At 54.4% G+C, this 18,812-nt stretch carries 16 protein-coding genes; 5 read left to right on the forward strand and 11 right to left on the reverse strand.

What is annotated here, in order from left to right; all coding sequences use genetic code 11:
- The first annotated feature begins 205 nt into the window (after window positions 1-205).
- Window positions 206-1,660: an AMP nucleosidase gene (locus tag ACLIBF_RS12665; RefSeq protein ID WP_089561221.1), complete on the forward strand. Its 1,455-nt coding sequence runs from the start codon at window positions 206-208 to the stop codon at window positions 1,658-1,660.
- A gap of 2,250 nt (window positions 1,661-3,910) precedes the next feature.
- Here ACLIBF_RS12665 and ACLIBF_RS12670 read toward each other — a convergent pair.
- From ACLIBF_RS12670 to ACLIBF_RS12715, 10 genes are all read right to left on the reverse strand, one after another.
- On the reverse strand, window positions 3,911-4,993 hold the full coding sequence (locus ACLIBF_RS12670; RefSeq protein WP_279811170.1) for an acyltransferase family protein: 1,083 nt from the start codon (window positions 4,991-4,993) through the stop codon (window positions 3,911-3,913).
- A gap of 476 nt (window positions 4,994-5,469) precedes the next feature.
- A complete protein-coding gene (tcyN, locus tag ACLIBF_RS12675) occupies window positions 5,470-6,222 on the reverse strand; it encodes an L-cystine ABC transporter ATP-binding protein TcyN (RefSeq protein WP_448309911.1) in 753 nt (250 codons plus the stop codon).
- A complete protein-coding gene (gene tcyL, locus ACLIBF_RS12680; RefSeq protein ID WP_031375100.1) occupies window positions 6,219-6,887 on the reverse strand; it encodes a cystine ABC transporter permease in 669 nt (222 codons plus the stop codon). The genes tcyN and tcyL overlap by 4 nt, the downstream gene beginning before the upstream one ends.
- Window positions 6,887-7,687 (reverse strand): cystine ABC transporter substrate-binding protein, encoded by an 801-nt coding sequence (tcyJ, locus tag ACLIBF_RS12685; protein WP_031375099.1) that lies wholly within the window; start codon window positions 7,685-7,687, stop codon window positions 6,887-6,889. Before tcyJ ends, tcyL begins: the two co-directional genes overlap by 1 nt.
- Before the next feature lie 111 nt (window positions 7,688-7,798).
- The gene (locus ACLIBF_RS12690; RefSeq protein WP_031375098.1) at window positions 7,799-8,785 is read right to left on the reverse strand and encodes a D-cysteine desulfhydrase; all 987 of its coding nucleotides are present in this window, start codon (window positions 8,783-8,785) and stop codon (window positions 7,799-7,801) included.
- Between the two features lie 198 nt (window positions 8,786-8,983).
- Window positions 8,984-9,487, reverse strand: coding sequence for a flagella biosynthesis regulatory protein FliZ (gene fliZ, locus ACLIBF_RS12695; RefSeq protein WP_031375097.1), 504 nt, complete (start codon window positions 9,485-9,487; stop codon window positions 8,984-8,986).
- A 50-nt stretch (window positions 9,488-9,537) separates the two neighbouring features.
- Entirely contained in the window at window positions 9,538-10,260 is a 723-nt protein-coding gene (locus tag ACLIBF_RS12700; protein ID WP_448309913.1) for an RNA polymerase sigma factor FliA, read from the reverse strand.
- A 145-nt stretch (window positions 10,261-10,405) separates the two neighbouring features.
- The gene (locus ACLIBF_RS12705; protein ID WP_279811160.1) at window positions 10,406-11,374 is read right to left on the reverse strand and encodes an HNH endonuclease signature motif containing protein; all 969 of its coding nucleotides are present in this window, start codon (window positions 11,372-11,374) and stop codon (window positions 10,406-10,408) included.
- Between the two features lie 240 nt (window positions 11,375-11,614).
- Window positions 11,615-12,394 (reverse strand): glycosyltransferase family 25 protein, encoded by a 780-nt coding sequence (locus ACLIBF_RS12710; RefSeq protein WP_279811158.1) that lies wholly within the window; start codon window positions 12,392-12,394, stop codon window positions 11,615-11,617.
- A 330-nt stretch (window positions 12,395-12,724) separates the two neighbouring features.
- Complete coding sequence (locus tag ACLIBF_RS12715; protein ID WP_448309914.1) at window positions 12,725-13,999, reverse strand: FliC/FljB family flagellin; 1,275 nt, start codon at window positions 13,997-13,999, stop codon at window positions 12,725-12,727.
- Window positions 14,000-14,335: 336 nt separating this feature from the next.
- On the opposite strand from ACLIBF_RS12715, the gene fliD reads away from it, so the two are divergent.
- The 4 genes from fliD to amyA all read left to right on the forward strand — a co-directional run bounded on the left by fliD (window position 14,336) and on the right by amyA (window position 18,132).
- The gene (gene fliD, locus ACLIBF_RS12720) at window positions 14,336-15,760 is read left to right on the forward strand and encodes a flagellar filament capping protein FliD (protein WP_279811154.1); all 1,425 of its coding nucleotides are present in this window, start codon (window positions 14,336-14,338) and stop codon (window positions 15,758-15,760) included.
- A gap of 12 nt (window positions 15,761-15,772) precedes the next feature.
- Entirely contained in the window at window positions 15,773-16,180 is a 408-nt protein-coding gene (fliS, locus tag ACLIBF_RS12725) for a flagellar export chaperone FliS (RefSeq protein ID WP_031375092.1), read from the forward strand.
- The gene (gene fliT, locus ACLIBF_RS12730; protein WP_031375091.1) at window positions 16,180-16,545 is read left to right on the forward strand and encodes a flagella biosynthesis regulatory protein FliT; all 366 of its coding nucleotides are present in this window, start codon (window positions 16,180-16,182) and stop codon (window positions 16,543-16,545) included. The genes fliS and fliT overlap by 1 nt, the downstream gene beginning before the upstream one ends.
- A gap of 105 nt (window positions 16,546-16,650) precedes the next feature.
- Window positions 16,651-18,132, forward strand: a complete 1,482-nt coding sequence (amyA, locus tag ACLIBF_RS12735) for an alpha-amylase (RefSeq protein WP_089562462.1) — start codon at window positions 16,651-16,653, stop codon at window positions 18,130-18,132.
- Window positions 18,133-18,176: 44 nt separating this feature from the next.
- Here the strand turns inward: amyA and yedD are convergent, their stop codons facing one another.
- Entirely contained in the window at window positions 18,177-18,659 is a 483-nt protein-coding gene (gene yedD, locus ACLIBF_RS12740; RefSeq protein WP_069729202.1) for a lipoprotein YedD, read from the reverse strand.
- Window positions 18,660-18,812: the final 153 nt, after the last annotated feature.

Consider the following 18,812-nt stretch of genomic DNA (forward strand, 5'->3'; position numbering starts at 1 on the left):
CTGCGGCTGTGAAAATAATCCGCACGGCGGGTGAAGGCGACCTGCCACGTTAGTGAGGGTCACCGATCACTAACAATAGAGCGACGCGGCCAACACACCAGCACCAGGTTGGTGCAAAATGCGGTCGATCACAGATTCTTCACCAATCTCTGCAACAAACCCGCTAAGCTTGGGCAAAACGCGGTAACAAATGGAAGGAGAAACCATGCCGACACAACGGAAAAACCTGACCAGCCAGCAAGCGCTGGATGAACTTGAGCGCCTGTATGAGGGCGCGGTCGATGCGCTGCGCACGGCAATCAAAGCCTTCACCGAGGATGGCTCGCTGCCGGATGCGGCCGAACGCGCACAGGGATTGTTTGTTTACCCTGAGTTGCGTATTAGCTGGCACGGCGAAGGGCCTCAGCAGAACCGCACCCGTGCATGGGGACGTTTTACCCACACCGGCAGCTACAGCACTACCATTACCCGCCCTGCGCTGCTGCGGCACTATATTGCTGAACAACTGGCGATGCTGGAGAAAGAGTATCGGCTGGAGATCGAAGTCGGGCCTTCCAGCCAGGAGATCCCCTATCCTTACGTGATTGACGGTTCCGATCTGTCGCTGGATCGCACCATGAGCGCCGGTATCGCCCGTCACTTCCCGACCACCGAACTGTCGCAGATTGGCGATGAGACCGCTGATGGCCTGTTCCATGCCGACGCGCGCTTTCCGCTGTCGCACTTCGACGCGCTGAGAACCGACTTCTCACTGGCCCGTCTGCGTCACTACACCGGCACTGCCGTCGATCATTTCCAGCCGTTTGTGCTGTTCACCAACTACACCCGGTATGTTGACGAGTTCGTGCGCTGGGCGATTGAGCAGGTACGCGATCCCAACACGCCGTATGACAGCCTGGCCTGCGCCGGTGACGTGGTGCTGACGGCCGATACCGCCAACAGCGAGTCGATGCTTTCCGACCTCGCCTGGAAGAAGCATCAGATGCCCGCCTGGCATCTCACCTCGCCTGACCGCCGCGGCATTACGCTGATCAATATCGGCGTCGGCCCGTCGAATGCCAAAACCATCTGCGATCATCTGGCGGTGATGCGCCCGCACGCCTGGCTGATGATTGGTCACTGTGGTGGCTTGCGCGAGAGCCAGCGGATTGGTGACTATGTGCTGGCGCACGCTTATCTGCGCGACGATCACGTTCTCGACAGCGTGCTGCCGCCGGATATCCCGGTGCCGAGCATTGCGGAAGTGCAGCGCGCCTTGTATGACGCCACCAAGACGGTGAGCGGCATGCCGGGTGAAGAGGTAAAACAGCGCCTGCGTACCGGCACCGTCGTCACCACCGACGACCGCAACTGGGAGTTGCGCTATTCAGCCTCGGCACTGCGCTTCAACCTGAGTCGCGCGGTGGCGGTCGATATGGAGAGCGCCACCATCGCGGCGCAGGGTTATCGCTTCCGCGTCCCTTACGGCACCCTGCTCTGCGTCTCGGATAAGCCACTGCACGGTGAGATTAAGCTGCCGGGCCAGGCCAACCGTTTCTATGAAGGTGCTATTTCGGAGCATCTGCAGATCGGTATTCACGCGGTTGAGTTGCTGCGTGCCGAAGGCGATAAGCTGCATTCGCGTAAATTGCGGACGTTTAATGAGCCGCCTTTCCGGTAGGGGTTTGAGGTTCGCTGCGCGAACGGGGCTGGGAGAAGGTTTCGTTCGCTGGCCGATGAGGTTTGGGGGTTCGCTGCGCGAACGGGGGCTGAGAAGGTTTCGTTCGCTGGCCGGTGAGGTTTTGGGGTTCGCTGCGCGAACGGGGGCTGAGAAGGTTTCGTTCGCCGGCTGGTGAGGTTTTGAGGTTCGCTGCGCGAACGGGGCTGAGAGGGTTTCGTTCGCTGGCCGGTGAGGTTTTGAGATTCGCTGTGCGAACGGGGCTGAGAAGGTTTCGTTCGCCAGCCGGTGAGGTTTTGAGGTTCGCTGCGCGAACGGGGCTGAGAGGGTTTCGTTCGCTGGCCGGTGAGGTTTGGGGGTTCGCTGCGCGAACGGGGCTGAGAGGGTTTCGTTCGCTGGCTGGCTGTGGCAGTTTCAGTTTCGCCGCTGCCGGCGACCGACAAGGGGCCGCCAGTCGCCGCGCCCCCTTGACCCCGGGCTCCGGCCTGCTTCACCGCCGCTTCGCGGTCCCTTCGCCTCTTCCGGATTTCTCACGGACCGGCGGGACGCGCCATCCCTGGCACGATCCCGCCTCTTCGCGACCTCCCTGTCGCTCGTCCTGAAATCCCTCATCGGCTCAGCGCTTCAGATGGCCTCCCAACCCCTCGCTGTTATTTCTTTTTTTCCTTTGTTTGGTACTTCGTCGCTGTAATGCCCGAGTAACATTACTTTCAGCGTTTTTCTGCGTTCAGGACCGTTAGCCGTCAGAAAAGGAAAGTATCCATACAGCCACCAGATGTAATCCCTGCCATCAGACAACACTTATCCTGCCAGAATTTAAGAAACCACAGACGGGTTTGCCAAAGGTGTTCGCTGCGCGAGCGGGCTGTGAGCAGATGTCGTTCGCCAGCCGGCTGTGGCAGTTTCAGCTTCGCCGCTGCCGGCGACCGACAAGAGGGCGCCAGTCGCCGCGCCCCCTTGACCCCGGGCTCCGGCCTGCTTCACCGCCGTTTCGCGGTCCCTTCGCCTCTTCCGGATTTCTAACGGACCGGCGGGACGCGCCATCCCTGGCACGATCCCGCCTCTTCGCGACCTCCCTGTCGCTCGTCCTGAAATCCCTCATCGGCTCAGCGCTTCAGATGGCCTCCCAACCCCTCGCTGTTATTTCTTTTTTTATGACGGGTACTTTATCGCTGTCGGTTTTTGGGATTGCCTCTGGCTTTCGGCTCAGCAGACAAAATGTTATTCAACCCACCCGCTGTTATCTCTTTTTTTATGTTAGGTATTTTATCGCTGTGGGTTTTTGGAATTATCTTTTCTATCGGGTCGGCAGACAGCGCGGCTTTGTAAATTGCAGCGGTTGTTTCGTCTTTTTCAAGTTGGGTTCGTCATCCCGGTAAATATTGAGGTTTGTCTTTGCAACGGGCCATCAGACAGCACGGCAACAGCGAAATGAAAAAATAATTACAGGTGGAGGTTTGTGAGAGGCGTCCGCAGCGCTGAGGAACAACCGGAGGCCAGGAGAGCCGACAGGAGGTCGGCGAAAGGACGGATCGTGCCAGGGATGGCGCGTCCGGCCGGTCCGTCGGCCGCAGGGAGTGACGAAGGGACCGCGCGGAGCGTGGCGCGCAGGCCGCCGGACGCCGGGATTGTTAAGGGGCGGGCGTCCGCCCCTTGACGCGACCGCCTGCTCAGGCAACCTGAAACTCCCCATCGCCCGGCGGGCGTAACCTGCTCAGTGTCAGCCCACAGCCATGTGAAACCCTGCTTTATGCCAGACCAGCCTGATGTCACTCTGCACAGCGCGCCCCCTGCTACAAAGCGCACCGCCGCCAGGCGTAATCCACCAGCCACCAGACGACACTAAGCCCTGTAACAAGAAAGAGAGACTACAGACAAGGGTTTTACCAGAGGCGTCCGCAGCGCTGAGGAATGAACGGAGGCCAGGAGAGCCGACAGGAAGTCGGCGAAAGGACGGATCGCGCCACGGAAGGCGCGTCCGGCCGGTCCGTCGGCCGCAGGGAGTGACGAAGGGACCCCGCTATGCGGGGCGCGCAGGCCGCCGGACGCCGGGATTGTTAAGGGGCGGGCGTCCGCCCCTTAACGCGTCCGCCTGCTCAGGCAACCTGAAACTCCCTACCGCCCGGCGGGCGTAACCTTACTCAATGTCAGTCCGCAGCAAGCGCAACATTACTCTATGTCAGCCCGCAGCAAACGTAACCCGCCCATACCGAGGGCGACTACCCTGCCCCGGCAGCCCCCTGCTAAGCGCACTCACGAAACCTCACTGGCTCGCTCCCGCTTCATCAGCGTCGGGAATATAAACAGCGACTGTCCCAATCCGCGGTTGGTCAGCGACCAGAGCGCCACCGAGCAGAGCGAACAGATCCCGACAATCGCCACCGGATAGAAACAGGCCCAGAGGAACGAAAACCACGCCTGATTAAACAGATGGTGACGCTGGGCAAACAGAATCGCTGACATGCCGAAAAACTCAATGAAAATGCGGTGTATCACATAAATCTGCAACGTATTGCGGCCGATCCAGTTCATATAGCGCATACTGAAATGCTGATTCAGCCAGCGACAGGCCGCGATACTGAACAGCACCGCCAGAATGCACATGAACAGGCTATTATCCAGCCCGAAAATAACGTGAATGCCCGCCAGCGCCGCCAGTACGGCCCACGGCATCAGGTTTTCACGCCGCCATTCGCTGAGGCGCAGCATAGTCTGACTCCAGAAAGCGCCCAGCAGGAAGAACAGGAAATATTGCGCCAGGCTTTGTGGTCCCCAGTAGGGAATAATTTTCTCCACCGCCAGATAGTTCAGCACAATCGCCGCCACCATCAGCACCAGTTTATATTGGCGAAAAACTTTGGCGCAGAGGAAATAGAGACCAAGCCCGTACAGATACCATGAGGTGCTCATGGCCATAAACGTTAGCTTAAGAAATTCTAATAGCGAACCCGCATAGGCTGCATTCAGATTCTGGGAAATACGCTGACCGGTAATTTCGGTGGAGATGCCGAGAATCGACCACCACTGAATAAAGCCCCACAAAATATAGAGATAAAAGAGATTGGTGATCCGGCTGGTAAATACCTGCTTCCATGGTCGATTAATAATACCGTTGGTCGCCAGCAGGCCTGAAACAAAGAAAAACGCCGGCATACGTAACGGTGACAGGACCGTATTAAACTGCACCCATATTTCAGCGGGTAGCCATCCGGCAGAAAGATATTTCAGCGTCCCTTCAAAACCCGGCAGCACCGTGTGGTACAGGACCACCAGTAATATACAGCCCCCTTTCAGGGTATTCACCCACATTATTTGCTCTGGCTTGGTGTTGTTCATTCAATGACTCCTGCTGTGTAGGTCAGAATGCTGAAAAGTAAAAGCGAGGAAATCAGTATTGCTTTTATGGTTATCCAGCGATTATTCGTCATTGAACCGGTGGTGAATGTAGCGAAAGTCTTAAAAAATGCGGCGTGGTCCTGATGCTACAGTTATTTACCGAGTTGAACGTTTCCTTACACTTATCAATAAATAGCCAGGCAGCGGCTTTATTTACCCTTATTGCGGTGAAAAAGATAATATTACTGGAGAGTCACCACGGTTTAAATAAGAGAAAGTGGCAACTCTAAAAGCCATGTAATAAACGATGAACAGAAAAGTTTTGTCAGATGTGCCAAAAGGTTTAACGGAGATTTTAAAATATATGATAGCGATGACTTTCAGCGCGAATATCCCCTTAGCAGCAGGGTTATTTTACGGAAAAACAGCGTTATTTAAACAGGTTAACGCAGCCTTCCCGAAGGAAGGCTGCGGCGTTACTGACTCAGAAATTTGTCGAGGAACTGACGGGTTCGCGGCTGTTGCGGGTTACTGAACAACGCTTTCGCCTCGCCCTGCTCCACAATGCGGCCCTGGTCCATAAAAATAGCGCGGTCAGCCACGTCGCGGGCAAAGCTCATCTCATGCGTGACGATAACCATGGTGCGTTTCTCTTCGGCCAGGGCGCGGATGGTGTTAAGCACCTCGCCAACCAGTTCCGGATCCAGCGCCGAGGTCGGTTCATCAAACAGAATCACCTCCGGCCGCATTGCCAGCGCCCGGGCGATGGCCACCCGCTGCTGCTGACCGCCTGACAAACGGCGCGGGTAACTCTGCTCTTTGCCATGCAGTCCGACTTTCTCCATCAACTCACGGGCACGTGCCACCGCGTCCGCTTTGGCTTCGCGCTTGACGATTACCGGCCCTTCAATAATGTTCTCCATCACCGAACGGTGGGGAAACAGATTGAAGTTCTGGAAGACAAAGCCAACCTGCTGGCGCAGACGACGCACCTGCTCTTTCTGTTTACTCTGCGCCAGCGCCGCATCAACGGTAATATCCCCCACCCGGATGGTGCCGCTGTCCGGCACTTCCAGCAGGTTGATACTGCGCAGCAGCGTGGTTTTACCCGAACCGCTGGGACCGATAATCGCCACCACTTCGCCTGCCGCTACGTCGAGATCGATGCCATGCAGCACCGTCTGGCCATTGAAGGATTTCACCAGCTTTCTGACTTCGATGGCACTCATTTCGACTCCTGATCCTGACGATTAACATGCTGCTCCAGCCGGTTCTGCAGGGCGGACAGCACCGTCGCCATCACCCAGTAAATCAGCGAGGCAGCAAGATACATGGTGAACACTTCCAGCGTACGCGAGGTGATCAGCTGCGCCTGACGGAACAGCTCCGGCACCTGGATGGTCGCCGCCAGCGAGGTATCTTTTACCAGACTGATAAAGCTGTTACCCAGCGGCGGCAGCGCGGTCCGTGCCGCCTGCGGCAGTATCACCCGGCGCAGCGTTTGCCAGCGCGTCATGCCAATACTGGCCGCCGCTTCCCATTGGCCGCGCTCAATCGCCGAGATCGCGCCACGCAGTGATTCCGACGCATAAGCCGCGGTATTCAGCGACAGGCCAATCATGGCGGAGGGAATCGGATCCAGCTCGATACCAAACTGCGGTAAGCCGTAGTAGATCATAAACAGCTGGGCGATCAGCGGCGTACCGCGGAAGATCGAAACGTAGATCCGCGACAGCCAGCTAACCGGCCAGAAGCGTGACAGCCGCATCAGTGCCAGAATGAACCCCAGCACCAGGCCGAAGAACATTCCGCCGATGCTGAGTTGCAGCGTAAACAGCGCGCCTTTTAATAAAAATGGTGCTGAATCCAGCACCAGTTGAAGACTTTCCTGCATTATTTAGTCACGTCCGCGCCAAACCATTTTTCAGACAGCTTGCTCAGTGAGCCATCTTTCTGCATCTCTGCAATAGCCTGGTCAATCGCTTTCAGCAGATCGTCATTGCCTTTACGCACCGCCACGCCAGACTCCTGACGGGAGAAAGCGTTGCCTGCTACGGCCATGGTATCGCCGGTTTTCTTCACCAGATCCAGTGCTGCCAGGCGGTCCACCAGAATGGCGTTCAGACGGCCAGAACGCAGATCCTGATATTTGGTCGGGTCATCATCATAGGTACGGACATCAACGCCCTTCACGTTCTCACGCAGCCACTGTTCGTAGTTGGTACCCAGACCGACGCCGACCTTTTTACCTGCCAGATCCTCCGGTTTGGTGATGCTACCGGCGTTGGCTTTCATGGTCAGCGCCTGAATGCCCGAGATGGTATACGGCGTAGAGAAGTCATACTTCTTCTTGCGCTCGTCAGAGATGGTGACCTGGTTAATCACCACATCAATCCGTTTCGCATCCAGCGAGGCCAGCATGCCGTCCCACTTGGTTGGTTTCAGGCTGGCCTTAACGCCCATGTGCTGCGCCAGTTGTTGCGCGAACTCCGCTTCAAAGCCGGTCAGCTTGCCGTTCTCATCCTGGAAGCTGAACGGCGGATAGGTACCTTCCAGTCCCACCAGCAGCGTGCCGCGCTCTTTAATTTTATTCAGCAGATTTTCAGCTGCGAAGGTTTTAACGTTGACGCCCGCGACCAGCGCCACGGCCATCACGCCCATCACCAACTGGCGACGTACAAGAGAAAAGGTCATATTCACCCCATTATTGATTGTGTTGTGTGTATTTTATAACGGCAACGCCGCTACATTGCTGCCGGTCCATCGTGATAACGGCAAGATTATAAACTGTTTTTTTTGCTTGTCTCAGACCGAAGGATGATAAGCAAATAACGCCGGCGCGCCGCCAGTATGAATAAACAGCAGCGGGCCTTCCCGGCGGAAACGGTTCTGGCTGATGCCATCCAGCAACCCCGCCATCGCCTTACCGGTATAGACCGGATCCAGCAGAATGCCTTCCAGCTGCGCCAGCAGTTTCACCGCCGCCATGCCCTCGTCGTTCGGTTCACCGTAGCGTGGTGCATAATACTCATCCCACAGCGTAATCGGCGCGGTAGCGGGCACTTCAAGCTGGGCTGCCAGTGGCTGGCGCAGACGCTCAACCAGCGGCAACTGAGCCTCAGCCTGACGGGAAACGGTCACCCCCACCAGCTCGGTATCCGGTAACAACTGTTCAAGGCCAACCGCCAGCCCGGCATGGGTGCCGGCGCTGCCAGAGGCGACGATAACGGCGGCGAAATCCACCACCTCTTCGCTCTGATGGGCAATCTCCTGCGCGCAGCCGACATAGCCTAACGCACCAAGTGTATTCGAGCCGCCGACCGGCACGATATAAGGCCGGAAACCCTGCGCCTCAAGCCGTGTTGCCTGTTCCGCCAGCTGCTCCGCCGGACGATCCAACGCATCAACCATAATCACCTCGGCGTCCATCAGATCCAGCAGCAGCCGGTTACCGTTGCTCAGGTAGTTTTCTGCATGGGTGCCGATTGGGTTTTCCAGCAGGGCAACGCATTTCAGACCCAGACGGGCCGCGACGGCTGCGGTCTGGCGCACATGGTTGGACTGAATCGCTCCGGCAGTCAGCAGCACATCGGCCCCTTCGCGCAGCGCGTCGGCCGCCAGATACTCCAGCTTACGCAGCTTGTTGCCGCCCATCGCCACCGGCGTGACATCATCGCGCTTGATGAAAATATCGCGGCCGAGATAGTCGGAGAGTCGTGGCAGATGCTCTAACGGGGTTGGCGCGCCCAGCAGTTCAAGGCGGGGAAACTGGTGTAAAAGATGTAAAGACAATGCTGCCTCCATTCGGGCATTGGAAATTATCCTTACAGTGTTGCAGAAGATGCGAAAAGGATCACCCTGATTCAGGTGGCGGGAGATGCGGTGATGGGCAAAACAGGCGTGCTCCCCCGTCCCGCCCTTTTCAGCTGCGTGAAAATGGCGGGGACGTACCGGCGGTACGCGGGGGAGCAATGGGTGCACAGCGGAGCGTTAGCCCTGTTGCCACCCTAAGAACTGATCGTATTTGCGCAGGGCAATACGGTAATTATTATTGCCCGCATCCGGCAGGTCGCTTTCCAGACATTGATGCCAGCTATTGCCCTGCAGCCGATCGGCCGGGAAATTTTTCGCTTTCAGCATGTCGTCCAGCCGACGCAGCCGCACCACGTATTCCCGTATGGTGCTGGGGCTCATCTCTGTCTGTTCGAACAAATACTGTTTGAACGCCATAATGTCGAAGTAATTAGGATGGGTATTACAAAAAATATCGCTACAAAAGCGACAGAGCGCAGTCAGTTCTGGCTGAAGTTTCAGCCACAGTTGCTCATCAATCATCTGGTCCATCCGAGCGATGGCCTCTTTATTGATGATCTGGCCACGAAAAACGAGCGCCATTCGATCTAATACCTTGCCACAGTGTGAACAGTTGCTCTGGCTGTGTTTATAGTCTTTAAGATAACGACTTAACGGTCTGGCCTTGGTCTTGGCTCCCATTGCTGAGTCCCCGGTTTCTTATATTTTTGAATCGCCAGGAACTGATACTGCTAGCGCGCTCCCGTAAGTCGGGCCCGCAGACGTTTAATCGCCTGACTGTGCAGCTGGCTGACACGGGATTCCCCCACATCAAGCACCGCGCCAATCTCTTTCAGGTTCAGTTCTTCCTGGTAGTACAGTGTCAGCACCATCTTTTCACGATCGGGTAACGCTTCGATCGCTTCGATGACGCGCTCACGCAGACTCCCTTCCATCAACTGATGAAGCGGGTTGGCCTCTTCATGCCCTTCCGTCACCAGTTCCGCACTGTCGCCATGTTCTTCCCGATACTCGTCGTAGGAAAAGAGCTGACTATTGTTGGTGTCCAGCAGGATCTGCCGGTACTCCTCCATCGAAACATTCAACTGCTGCGCGACTTCCTGCTCGGAGGCAGCACGACCCAGCGTCTGTTCCACCTTATGCATTGCCCCGGCCACCTCGCGCGCGTTACGACGAACGCTGCGTGGTGCCCAGTCCCGGCTGCGAAGCTCATCCAGCATTGCGCCGCGAATACGCTGCACGGCATAGGTGGTAAAGGCTGTTCCCTGTAGCGCGTCATAGCGCTCCACGGCATTTAACAGACCGATACCTCCGGCTTGCAGCAAATCGTCCAGCTCAACGCTGGCTGGCAGACGAACCTGCAGGCGCAGCGCTTCATGGCGCACCAGCGGCACGTAGCGCTGCCAGAGCGAATGCTTTTCCATCACGCCTTCGGCGGTATAGAGATCGTTCACGTTGACTACCCTGCGTTAATGAAGTTATCGGCATGATTATCCAATTCTGTAGGGTTATTGATTGGGGGAATAGGCGGGGTAAAACGAGGTTATTTCATTTTTGTTATGTCAGGGGAGCCGATCCTTCGTTCCCCCTTCACATTGGCTAGCGTCGCGCCCGCAGCCGTTGGCGCGTCGCGGGTGGTACCGCCGACCACAGGCTACAGATACGGCCATTTAGCTCCTGATAATAAGGGCTTATGTTGGTCTGCGCTTCGTCGCTGGGGTGTACCTGGATCTGTCCCGACTCACCATCAATGCTTATCAGTCGGTTGAGGAAAAGCCGTTGCAGATCGCTACGCAGGAATAAGCCGTTGTCGACGCTGTTATCCGCCAGCCCCCCTTCATCATTCTCCTGCGTATCGATATGACAGGCTTCTACCCACGGCCAGTTGTGCCGATCGGTCAGCCGGGTGCCGGTCATCACGCAGGCGCCGTAGCGCGCTTTGACGCCGGCGCTGAACTCGGCCTGGCTGGCGCGCTGCAGTACTCTTGCCTTCACCCGCCGTCCCACTTCGGTGCCCGGCATCACTGCGGCAGGCACCTTGTGCTGCGGCGTACTCAGCACCACGATGAACTGAATGCGGCGTGACTGAGGAAAACAGGGATTAGCCTGCGGGTTGAACAGCTGCCAGTAAGCTTCTTCCTCATCCTGGTGCATCAGCACCAGTTTGTAGCCGCGGCTGTTGAGCAGGTTCTGGGCGGTAGCACAATGGGGATCGATCATCGCGAACACCTGACTGCTGCCCATCACCTTCCACAGATTATCGCGTTTCTCTTTCTCGCTACGGCGGAAATAGAGGAAAGAGAGGTTTTGCTTCAGGTAGTGCTCAAAGCGGCGCAGGTAATTTTTACGTTCATTATCATTGGCGATGAACAGCAGATCCTCCAGCGGACTGTTGCTCTCTTCCTGCGCAAACACCGCACGGATTTTCAGGATGCGAAAGCTGGTTGATGGGCTGAGCAGCGCGCGCGCCGTCAGCTCCTTCTCCTCAGGATATTGCTGGGCATAGCGCAGCGCGATCTCCTCAAAGGTCAGCCGCTCACCCGGTAACAAGTCATAATTGAAGCGCATAGACACTCCACAAAATAAGGAAAATGGATCAAAAGTGATGTTGTTCTGCAAGGAGTTATCGGCAGGCTGGAGGGGAACTGTAACCGGGGGGTGAATAAGCGCAGCGCAGTGTCTTTTTTCCTGACATTGCGCCGGCTCTGCTGTCAGGGATCTCAGCAACTGTGCCGGCATGGCTACCCCGTGGCGCGGGGGGTTAATTCTGCTGGAAAGCTATGCCTGCACCTCTGAATACCGGGTGTGTTACTGGCCCGACTCTTTTAGCCCGGCTTTGACATCAACAATCGGGTTCAGAAGCGGTACCACCGCCCGGCGATAACGCTGACGGATTTTTGCGCTGAGTGGCCGTTTCGCCATTATGCTGGTCCAGATCGCCCGTTTTTGTCTGTTGTGATTGTCAACATCATCAAACTGCTGAATGGTGGTATGTTGCGCCACGTCATGCAGTAACACCGGCGCAGGATAGACAGCCAATAACCGGAATGCGCCATGCTCCTCGAACAGACACCATTTATCAGCGGCCATCCAGACCGGGTAAAGCAGCTTCAGCAGTCGTCTGGCGGCTTCGAGATTAATCACATAGGCATGAGAGGTAGTGGCACTGTATACCGGATAAAGACCGGTGGTTGGCGTTATTGGCGCGACAACCTTATTAACAAATTTATTAACCTGCGATAACAGCACCACCACAGGCTTATCTACAGGAAGTTGCATTGCAGGGCTGGATAAGACTTCAGGTAACTGTTCGGTTAATAAGGCGTCGTCTTCCAGAATCAATGCCTGCGCAATATTCTCATTAACTATTTTTTGGTAAATTTTCAGATGACTCAACGCACAGCCTATTTCACCCGGTTTAAACGCATAGTTGACCGAGCGGGTATGCTGAGAAATTTCCTTTTGGCTCAACTGCTTACCATTTACGGCAGGAATAAACTGATAGGGAATTCCTGCAGTTTCACATTGTTTAGCAATCGTTGCGCGCCGTTCAGTTGAAGAATCGAGATTGATAATGAAAGTGTGCATGTAGATTCATTTCATCCAGGTAACAAAATATTTCCATGAATGAAATGATACCTTTTTCTTCATCATAAACTCAAATCAAAAGCGCAACACGGGCTGCACACCCAGGTGATAACCATGGGTTAAAGTTTGTCTTGTTTACTTTTAAACACTGCCTGGCAGAAACGGCTCATCGCGCTGTGGCTGAAAAAGTAACGAATGCTTAGCGCTGACTTAGCTATTCTTTGGCTGGATTCTTTGTAGATTGATTCAGACAAACTAACGGCAAAAAGGATATATGGCAGGCATAAAAAAACCCCGCCGAAGCGGGGTTTATGTTCAGAGGTAAGGCGATTAGCCCTGCAGCAGAGACAGAACCTGCTGTGGAACCTGGTTAGCTTTAGCCAACACTGAGTTACCCGCCTGCTGAATGATCTGCGCTTTAGACATGTTTGAAACTTCAGTTGCGTAGTCAGCATCCTGAATACGAGACTGTGCTTCAGACAGGTTAGTAGTGGTGTTGTTCAGGTTAGTGACCGCTGAATCCAGACGGTTCTGAATCGCACCCAGGCTTGAACGGAATTCATCAACGCCAGCGATTGCATCGTCAAGTTTAGATAATGGGTCAACGTTAACACCAGCAGGCAGAGTTGTAGCCGTGCCTTTTGCTACTGCTCCTGTGCCAGCATCAATAGTTGCCGCAGAATATGATTTAGCCCCTGTTGATGCGTTAGTAGTTTGAACCAAGAAAACGTTGTTACCACTGTTATCTTTGTAAGAAATTAATGAATCACCATCAGCTAAAGCAGATGTATCCAACTTAACATCTTTATTTACTGTTGTCAGTGCTGTTCCACCAGCGATAGCAGCATCAGCAGCAGGTACTACTGTGCTGCTAGCATCATATGAAATAGTACCTTTGGTATTATCAATCTGAGCAGCATGATAGTCTGTGCCATCAGTTGAGACGTAATAACTATCGCCATTTTTTACCAAATTAGTAATTGCCGTGGTATCTCCGCCCGCTTCATCAACTGTAGCATCTGCGAGAGCAACAGAAACCTGAGTTTTTGTTCCATTAGCAACTGAACTAGCCATTTTTGAGACATCAAAATCTTTCAGACCAAGTGTACTTGAAGTAATTTGTTTCAAATTAATAGAAATTGTCTGTCCGTCGTTCGCGCCGACCTGAATCTGCATAGTTCCATCTTTAGCCAAGACATTTACACCATTGAACTGGGTTTGGCTTGAAACACGATCAATTTCATCAAGACGTGAAGTAATTTCATCCTGAATTGAAGAAATGTCAGACTCAGAGTTAGTGCCGTTGGAGGCCTGAACAGTCAATTCACGAACACGTTGTAAGTTGTTGTTGATTTCTGACAGCGCGCCCTCTGTGGTCTGTGCCAAAGAGATACCGTCGTTGGCGTTACGCGCAGCCTGAGTTAGGCCGTTAATGTTAGAGGTGAAACGGTTGGCAATCGCCTGACCAGCAGCGTCATCTTTTGCGCTGTTGATACGTAAACCAGAAGACAGACGCTCGATAGAAGTAGACAGAGCTGACTGGTTCTTGTTGATGTTGTTCTGAGTGATCAGCGAGAGGCTGTTGGTATTAATGACTTGGGCCATGATAAATTTTCCTGTTAATCAAGTCTTTCGGTTAAGGTGTGGGCTTCAACCCGCCGGCTTCAGCGCCGTCAAAGTTGTTATCGTCTGCCGTTAAACAACCTTTAGAATTTTTTTAGTACCAGGCGAATTTTTTGCTTCAACCTGTCACGCTTTTGGTTATCGCCACCCTGCCGCAGTTCTTTAGACTTAATTGGTTAATTTTCTAGTCGTCGAAATACCCTTCTCTATAGTGCTTATTTACCTCATTACCCTAAGGCAAATAATCTTAAACTTTCTTTCATCAAGGCCGATAACTCAGGTATTCAAACTCCGTGTCGACCATTTAAAGGAAACAACATGGCTAGCGTCTCTAACCTGGGTGTCGGTTCAGGTCTGCAATTAAGTGATATTCTCGACAGTCTGCAAACGGCAGAAAAAGCCACCTTAAAACCGATCTCTGCGCAGCAGAGCGCCTATACCGCTAAGCTCAGCGCTTACGGTACGCTTTCCAGCGCATTGACGACCTTTCAGACTGCGAATACCGCACTGAACAGCGCCGATCTCTTTAGCTCCACCACCGCCACCAGTACTGGCAGCGCATTTAGCGCCACCACCACTGCCGGTGCCGTTGCTGGCAGCTACACTATTAGCGTGTCGAAACTGGCTCAGGCACAGACTCTGACCTCCGGCGTGCAAAGCAGCAATACTGCCATGCTCGGCGACAGCTCAGCGGCCAGCCGTACGCTCTCTATCAAGCTGGCAGATGGCACCAGTAAAGACATTACGCTGACCAGCGATCAGACCTCATTGACCGGTATGCGTGACGCAATTAACAAAGCGGGTGCCGGAGTAAACGCCAGCATCATTAAGTCGGGTGATGGTGAATATCGTCTCTCATTAACAGCGGCGAAGACCGGTGAGAAATATGCGGTCTCTTCAGTCACCGTAACCGGCGACGATACGCTGCAAAGCATTGTCGGCTTCGATGCCAGCAAAAGCGATGCAGACAATCCAATGGATCTGAGCGTGGCGGCACAGGATGCTCAACTGACGGTGAATAATGTTGCCATCACCAGCAGCAGCAACACCATCAGTGATGCATTAGAAGGCATTACCCTTAATCTCAAGGATGTCACCAGCAGCAGCCAGAACCTGACCGTCGCCAAAGACACCACCAAGGTCACAACGGCGCTGTCTGACTTTGTTGATGCGTACAATACTCTGCTCGACCAGTTCAACAGCCTGACCAAATATACCGCCGTTGATGCTGGTGCGGATGCGCAGGATTCCAGCAACGGCGCGCTGGTCGGCGACAGTACGCTGCGCACCATTCAGACACAGTTAAAAGGTCTGCTGACTAACGCAGCGAGTTCATCCAACTATAAAACGCTGTCGCAGATTGGTATCTCTTCTGATCCGACCACCGGTGCACTGAAACTTGACTCTGCGGTACTGAAAACCGCCCTGGATAAGGATCCGGAAGGCATTAAAGAGATGATGGTCGGTGACGGCAAGACCACCGGCATCACCACCAAAATCGCCACCAACCTGACCGGCTGGCTCTCATCAACCGGCATCATTCAGGCGGCGAAGGATGGCGTGAGCAAGACGCTCAACAACCTGACCGATCAGTACAACAAAATGAGCACCCGCATTGATAATCTGATTGCGCGCTACAAGGCACAGTTCACCCAGCTTGACGTGACGATGAGTTCACTCAACAGCACCAGCAGCTATCTGACCCAACAGTTTGACAATATGACGTCAAGCAGTTCGAAATAGTAAGGAGTGACCATGTACAGTGCTACCGGCACCAAAGCCTATGCAAAAATCGGCGTGGAAAGCGCCGTGATGAGCGCCAGCCAGCAGCAGCTGGTGGTGATGTTGTTCGACGGCGCGCTCAGCGCGCTGATTCGCGCTCGTCTGTTTATGCAGGATGGCAATATTGAAGGCAAAGGTAATTCCATCTCTAAAGCCATCAATATCATTGAAGGAGGTCTGAAACAGGGCCTCAGTGAAAACAGTGGTGATGAGCTGGCAGATAACCTGCTGGGTCTTTACAACTACATGACGCGCCGCCTGCTGCAGGCCAACCTGCACAATGATGTTGAAGCTGTCGAAGAAGTCGAAGGCTTACTGCGCAACATCGCGGACGCGTGGAAAGAAGTGGTTCAACCTAACCTGATTCAGGACGCCGTTTAATGATTATTGCACCGCATCTGATTGCCGTTTACCAACAGTTACTCGATCTCAGCCAGGGAATGCTGCGTCACGCGGCGCAGGGCGAATGGGATGAATTGATCAGCCGGGAGATGGAGTATGTCAGCGCGGTGCAATCATTAGCGCAATCGACAGAGGCTGCCGCCCCATCGGTTCAGGTTCAGGAGCAACTGCGCCCGGTATTGCGCCATATTCTGGATAACGAAAGTGAAGTGAAACGCCTGTTGCAGGCGCGCATGGATGAACTGGCTTCGCTGGTCGGCCAGAACAGCCGCCAGAAATCGGTGCTTTCCGCCTACGGTAATCAGGGCGGTGTGGTGATGGTGCCACGCGAAACTCTCTCCTGATAATCTGCCCTCTCTCGCCGCGTTGAGATTTATTTTTCAGCGCGGCGCCTCTTTTTTGCCGCTTACTCCATACTTGATTCTTATCATCCCCCTGGAGTGCAGTAGATGCAAAACCCGACGTTATTACAGTTTTTCCATTGGTATTACCCGGATGGCGGCAAACTGTGGCCGGAAATCGCCGATCGTGCCGCCTGGCTCAGTGAAATTGGCATCACCATGGCCTGGCTGCCGCCCAGCTATAAAGGGGAATCAGGTGGCTATTCTGTCGGTTACGACAGCTATGACCTGTTTGACCTCGGTGAATTCGATCAGAAAGGCAGCGTTGCCACCAAATATGGCGACAAGCAGCAGTTACTGGCAGCCGTCGAGGCACTGCGCAGCCACAACGTCGGGGTAGTGCTGGACGTGGTGCTTAACCATAAAATGGGTGCCGATGAAAAAGAACAGATCAGCATCAACCGCGTCAATCCGGACAATCGCGACGAAATTTATGACGACGTGGTCGAATGCGAAGCCTGGACTAAATTCACCTTTCCGGTGCGCAACGGAAAATATTCAAAATTCGTCTGGGACCACAAATGCTTTAGCGGCGTAGACCATATTGAAAACCCGGATGAAAACGGCGTCTTCAAAATCATTAACGATTACACCGCCGAAGGCTGGAACGATCAGGTCGATAATGAGCTGGGCAACTTCGACTATCTGATGGGTGCGAACATCGATTTCCGCAACAAGGCGGTGAGCGAAGAGCTGAAGTACTGGGCGCGTTGGGTGATGGAACAGGTGCCATGCACCGGCTTCCGGCTTGATGCGGTGAAACACATTCCGGCCTGGTTCTATAAAGACTGGATCGATCACATTCAGGAAGTGGCTGAAGAGCCGATGTTTATCGTCGCTGAATACTGGTCGTTCGAAACCGATAAGCTGCAGGAGTATGTGCATCAGGTGGAAGGCAAAACCATGCTGTTTGATGCCCCACTGCACATGAACTTCCATCAGGCCTCCACCGCCGGCAGCGCTTACGATCTGAGCCAGATCTTTGCTAATTCGCTGGTGGTCGCCGATCCGTGGCATGCGGTAACGATCGTCGCCAACCACGACACGCAACCGCTGCAGTCGCTGGAAGCGCCGGTAGAAGCCTGGTTTAAACCGCTGGCCTACGCGCTGATTCTGCTGCGTGAACAAGGCGTGCCAACCATTTTCTATCCCGATCTGTTCGGTGCCAGTTATGAAGATACCGGCGGCGACGGCGAGAAACATAAGATTGAGATGCCGGTGATCCCGGAGCTGGAAGGGTTGATCCGCGCGCGCCAGCAGTATGGCTGGGGCGCACAGACCGACTATTTCGACCATCCCAACTGTGTCGCCTTTAGCCGCAGCGGCACCGAAACCCAGCCGGGCTGTGTGGTTATCATGTCGAATGGCGATGCAGGCGAGAAAAGCGTGGCGATGGGCGAAGGCTATGCCGGTAAGGTGTGGCGTGATTATCTGGCGAACCGCGAAGAAACCATTACCGCCGATGATCAGGGTAATGCGGTGTTTGTCTGTAACGCGGGCAGCGTCAGCGTCTGGGTGGTCGCAGAGTAAGAGTAACAGAAGCTCTGGCAGGGCCAATGCCCTGCCAGCATCATTTATTGCGCTACTGCCGCCGCATTGTTTTCTGTGATGCGGGTGTGCAACAGCTGGGGCTCAATATTCTGTATCACACTGGCCTTCGGTTGCTTCGCCACTTCGTCCAGCGCCTGCTGGCACTCTACGGTTGGACGTGCCACTTTACGCAGCGTCAGCCCGTCATAGTTCAGTTCACCGTTATCAACCACCAGCGGCATTACCCGAACCTGACGCGTGACGTTGACATAATCGCCGCTCAGCAAGGTCAGTTTGCCCGGTTTGGCGATAACCCGCTGCCATTGACGGCAATCCAGTGTGCTGCCATCCGCATTGATAATCAGGCTGCCTATCGCCTGACCGCTAATCAGGCCACGCTGCGGACCGACCGTTTGCCAGTTGCCCTGCAGATTAGCCGGTGCCGGCGTTTGTACCGCACTGTCATAGTCGTTGATTTGTGCACATCCGCTCAGCGCCAGCGCGGCAATCAGCATCCACTTTTTCATGTTTAATCCCTAAGATCGCATCAATGGCGGCTACGTTATAATTTTTCCCCTGAGGTGCGCAAGGTATCTGGCTGATCCAACCGCGCCCGGCGCGGTTTTTTTAGCGCTGCCGCGCAACTCAGGCAAACTCAGCCGATGCTAAGCGACATTTAT

Source organism: Pantoea sp. PGP6, from assembly GCF_053474785.1.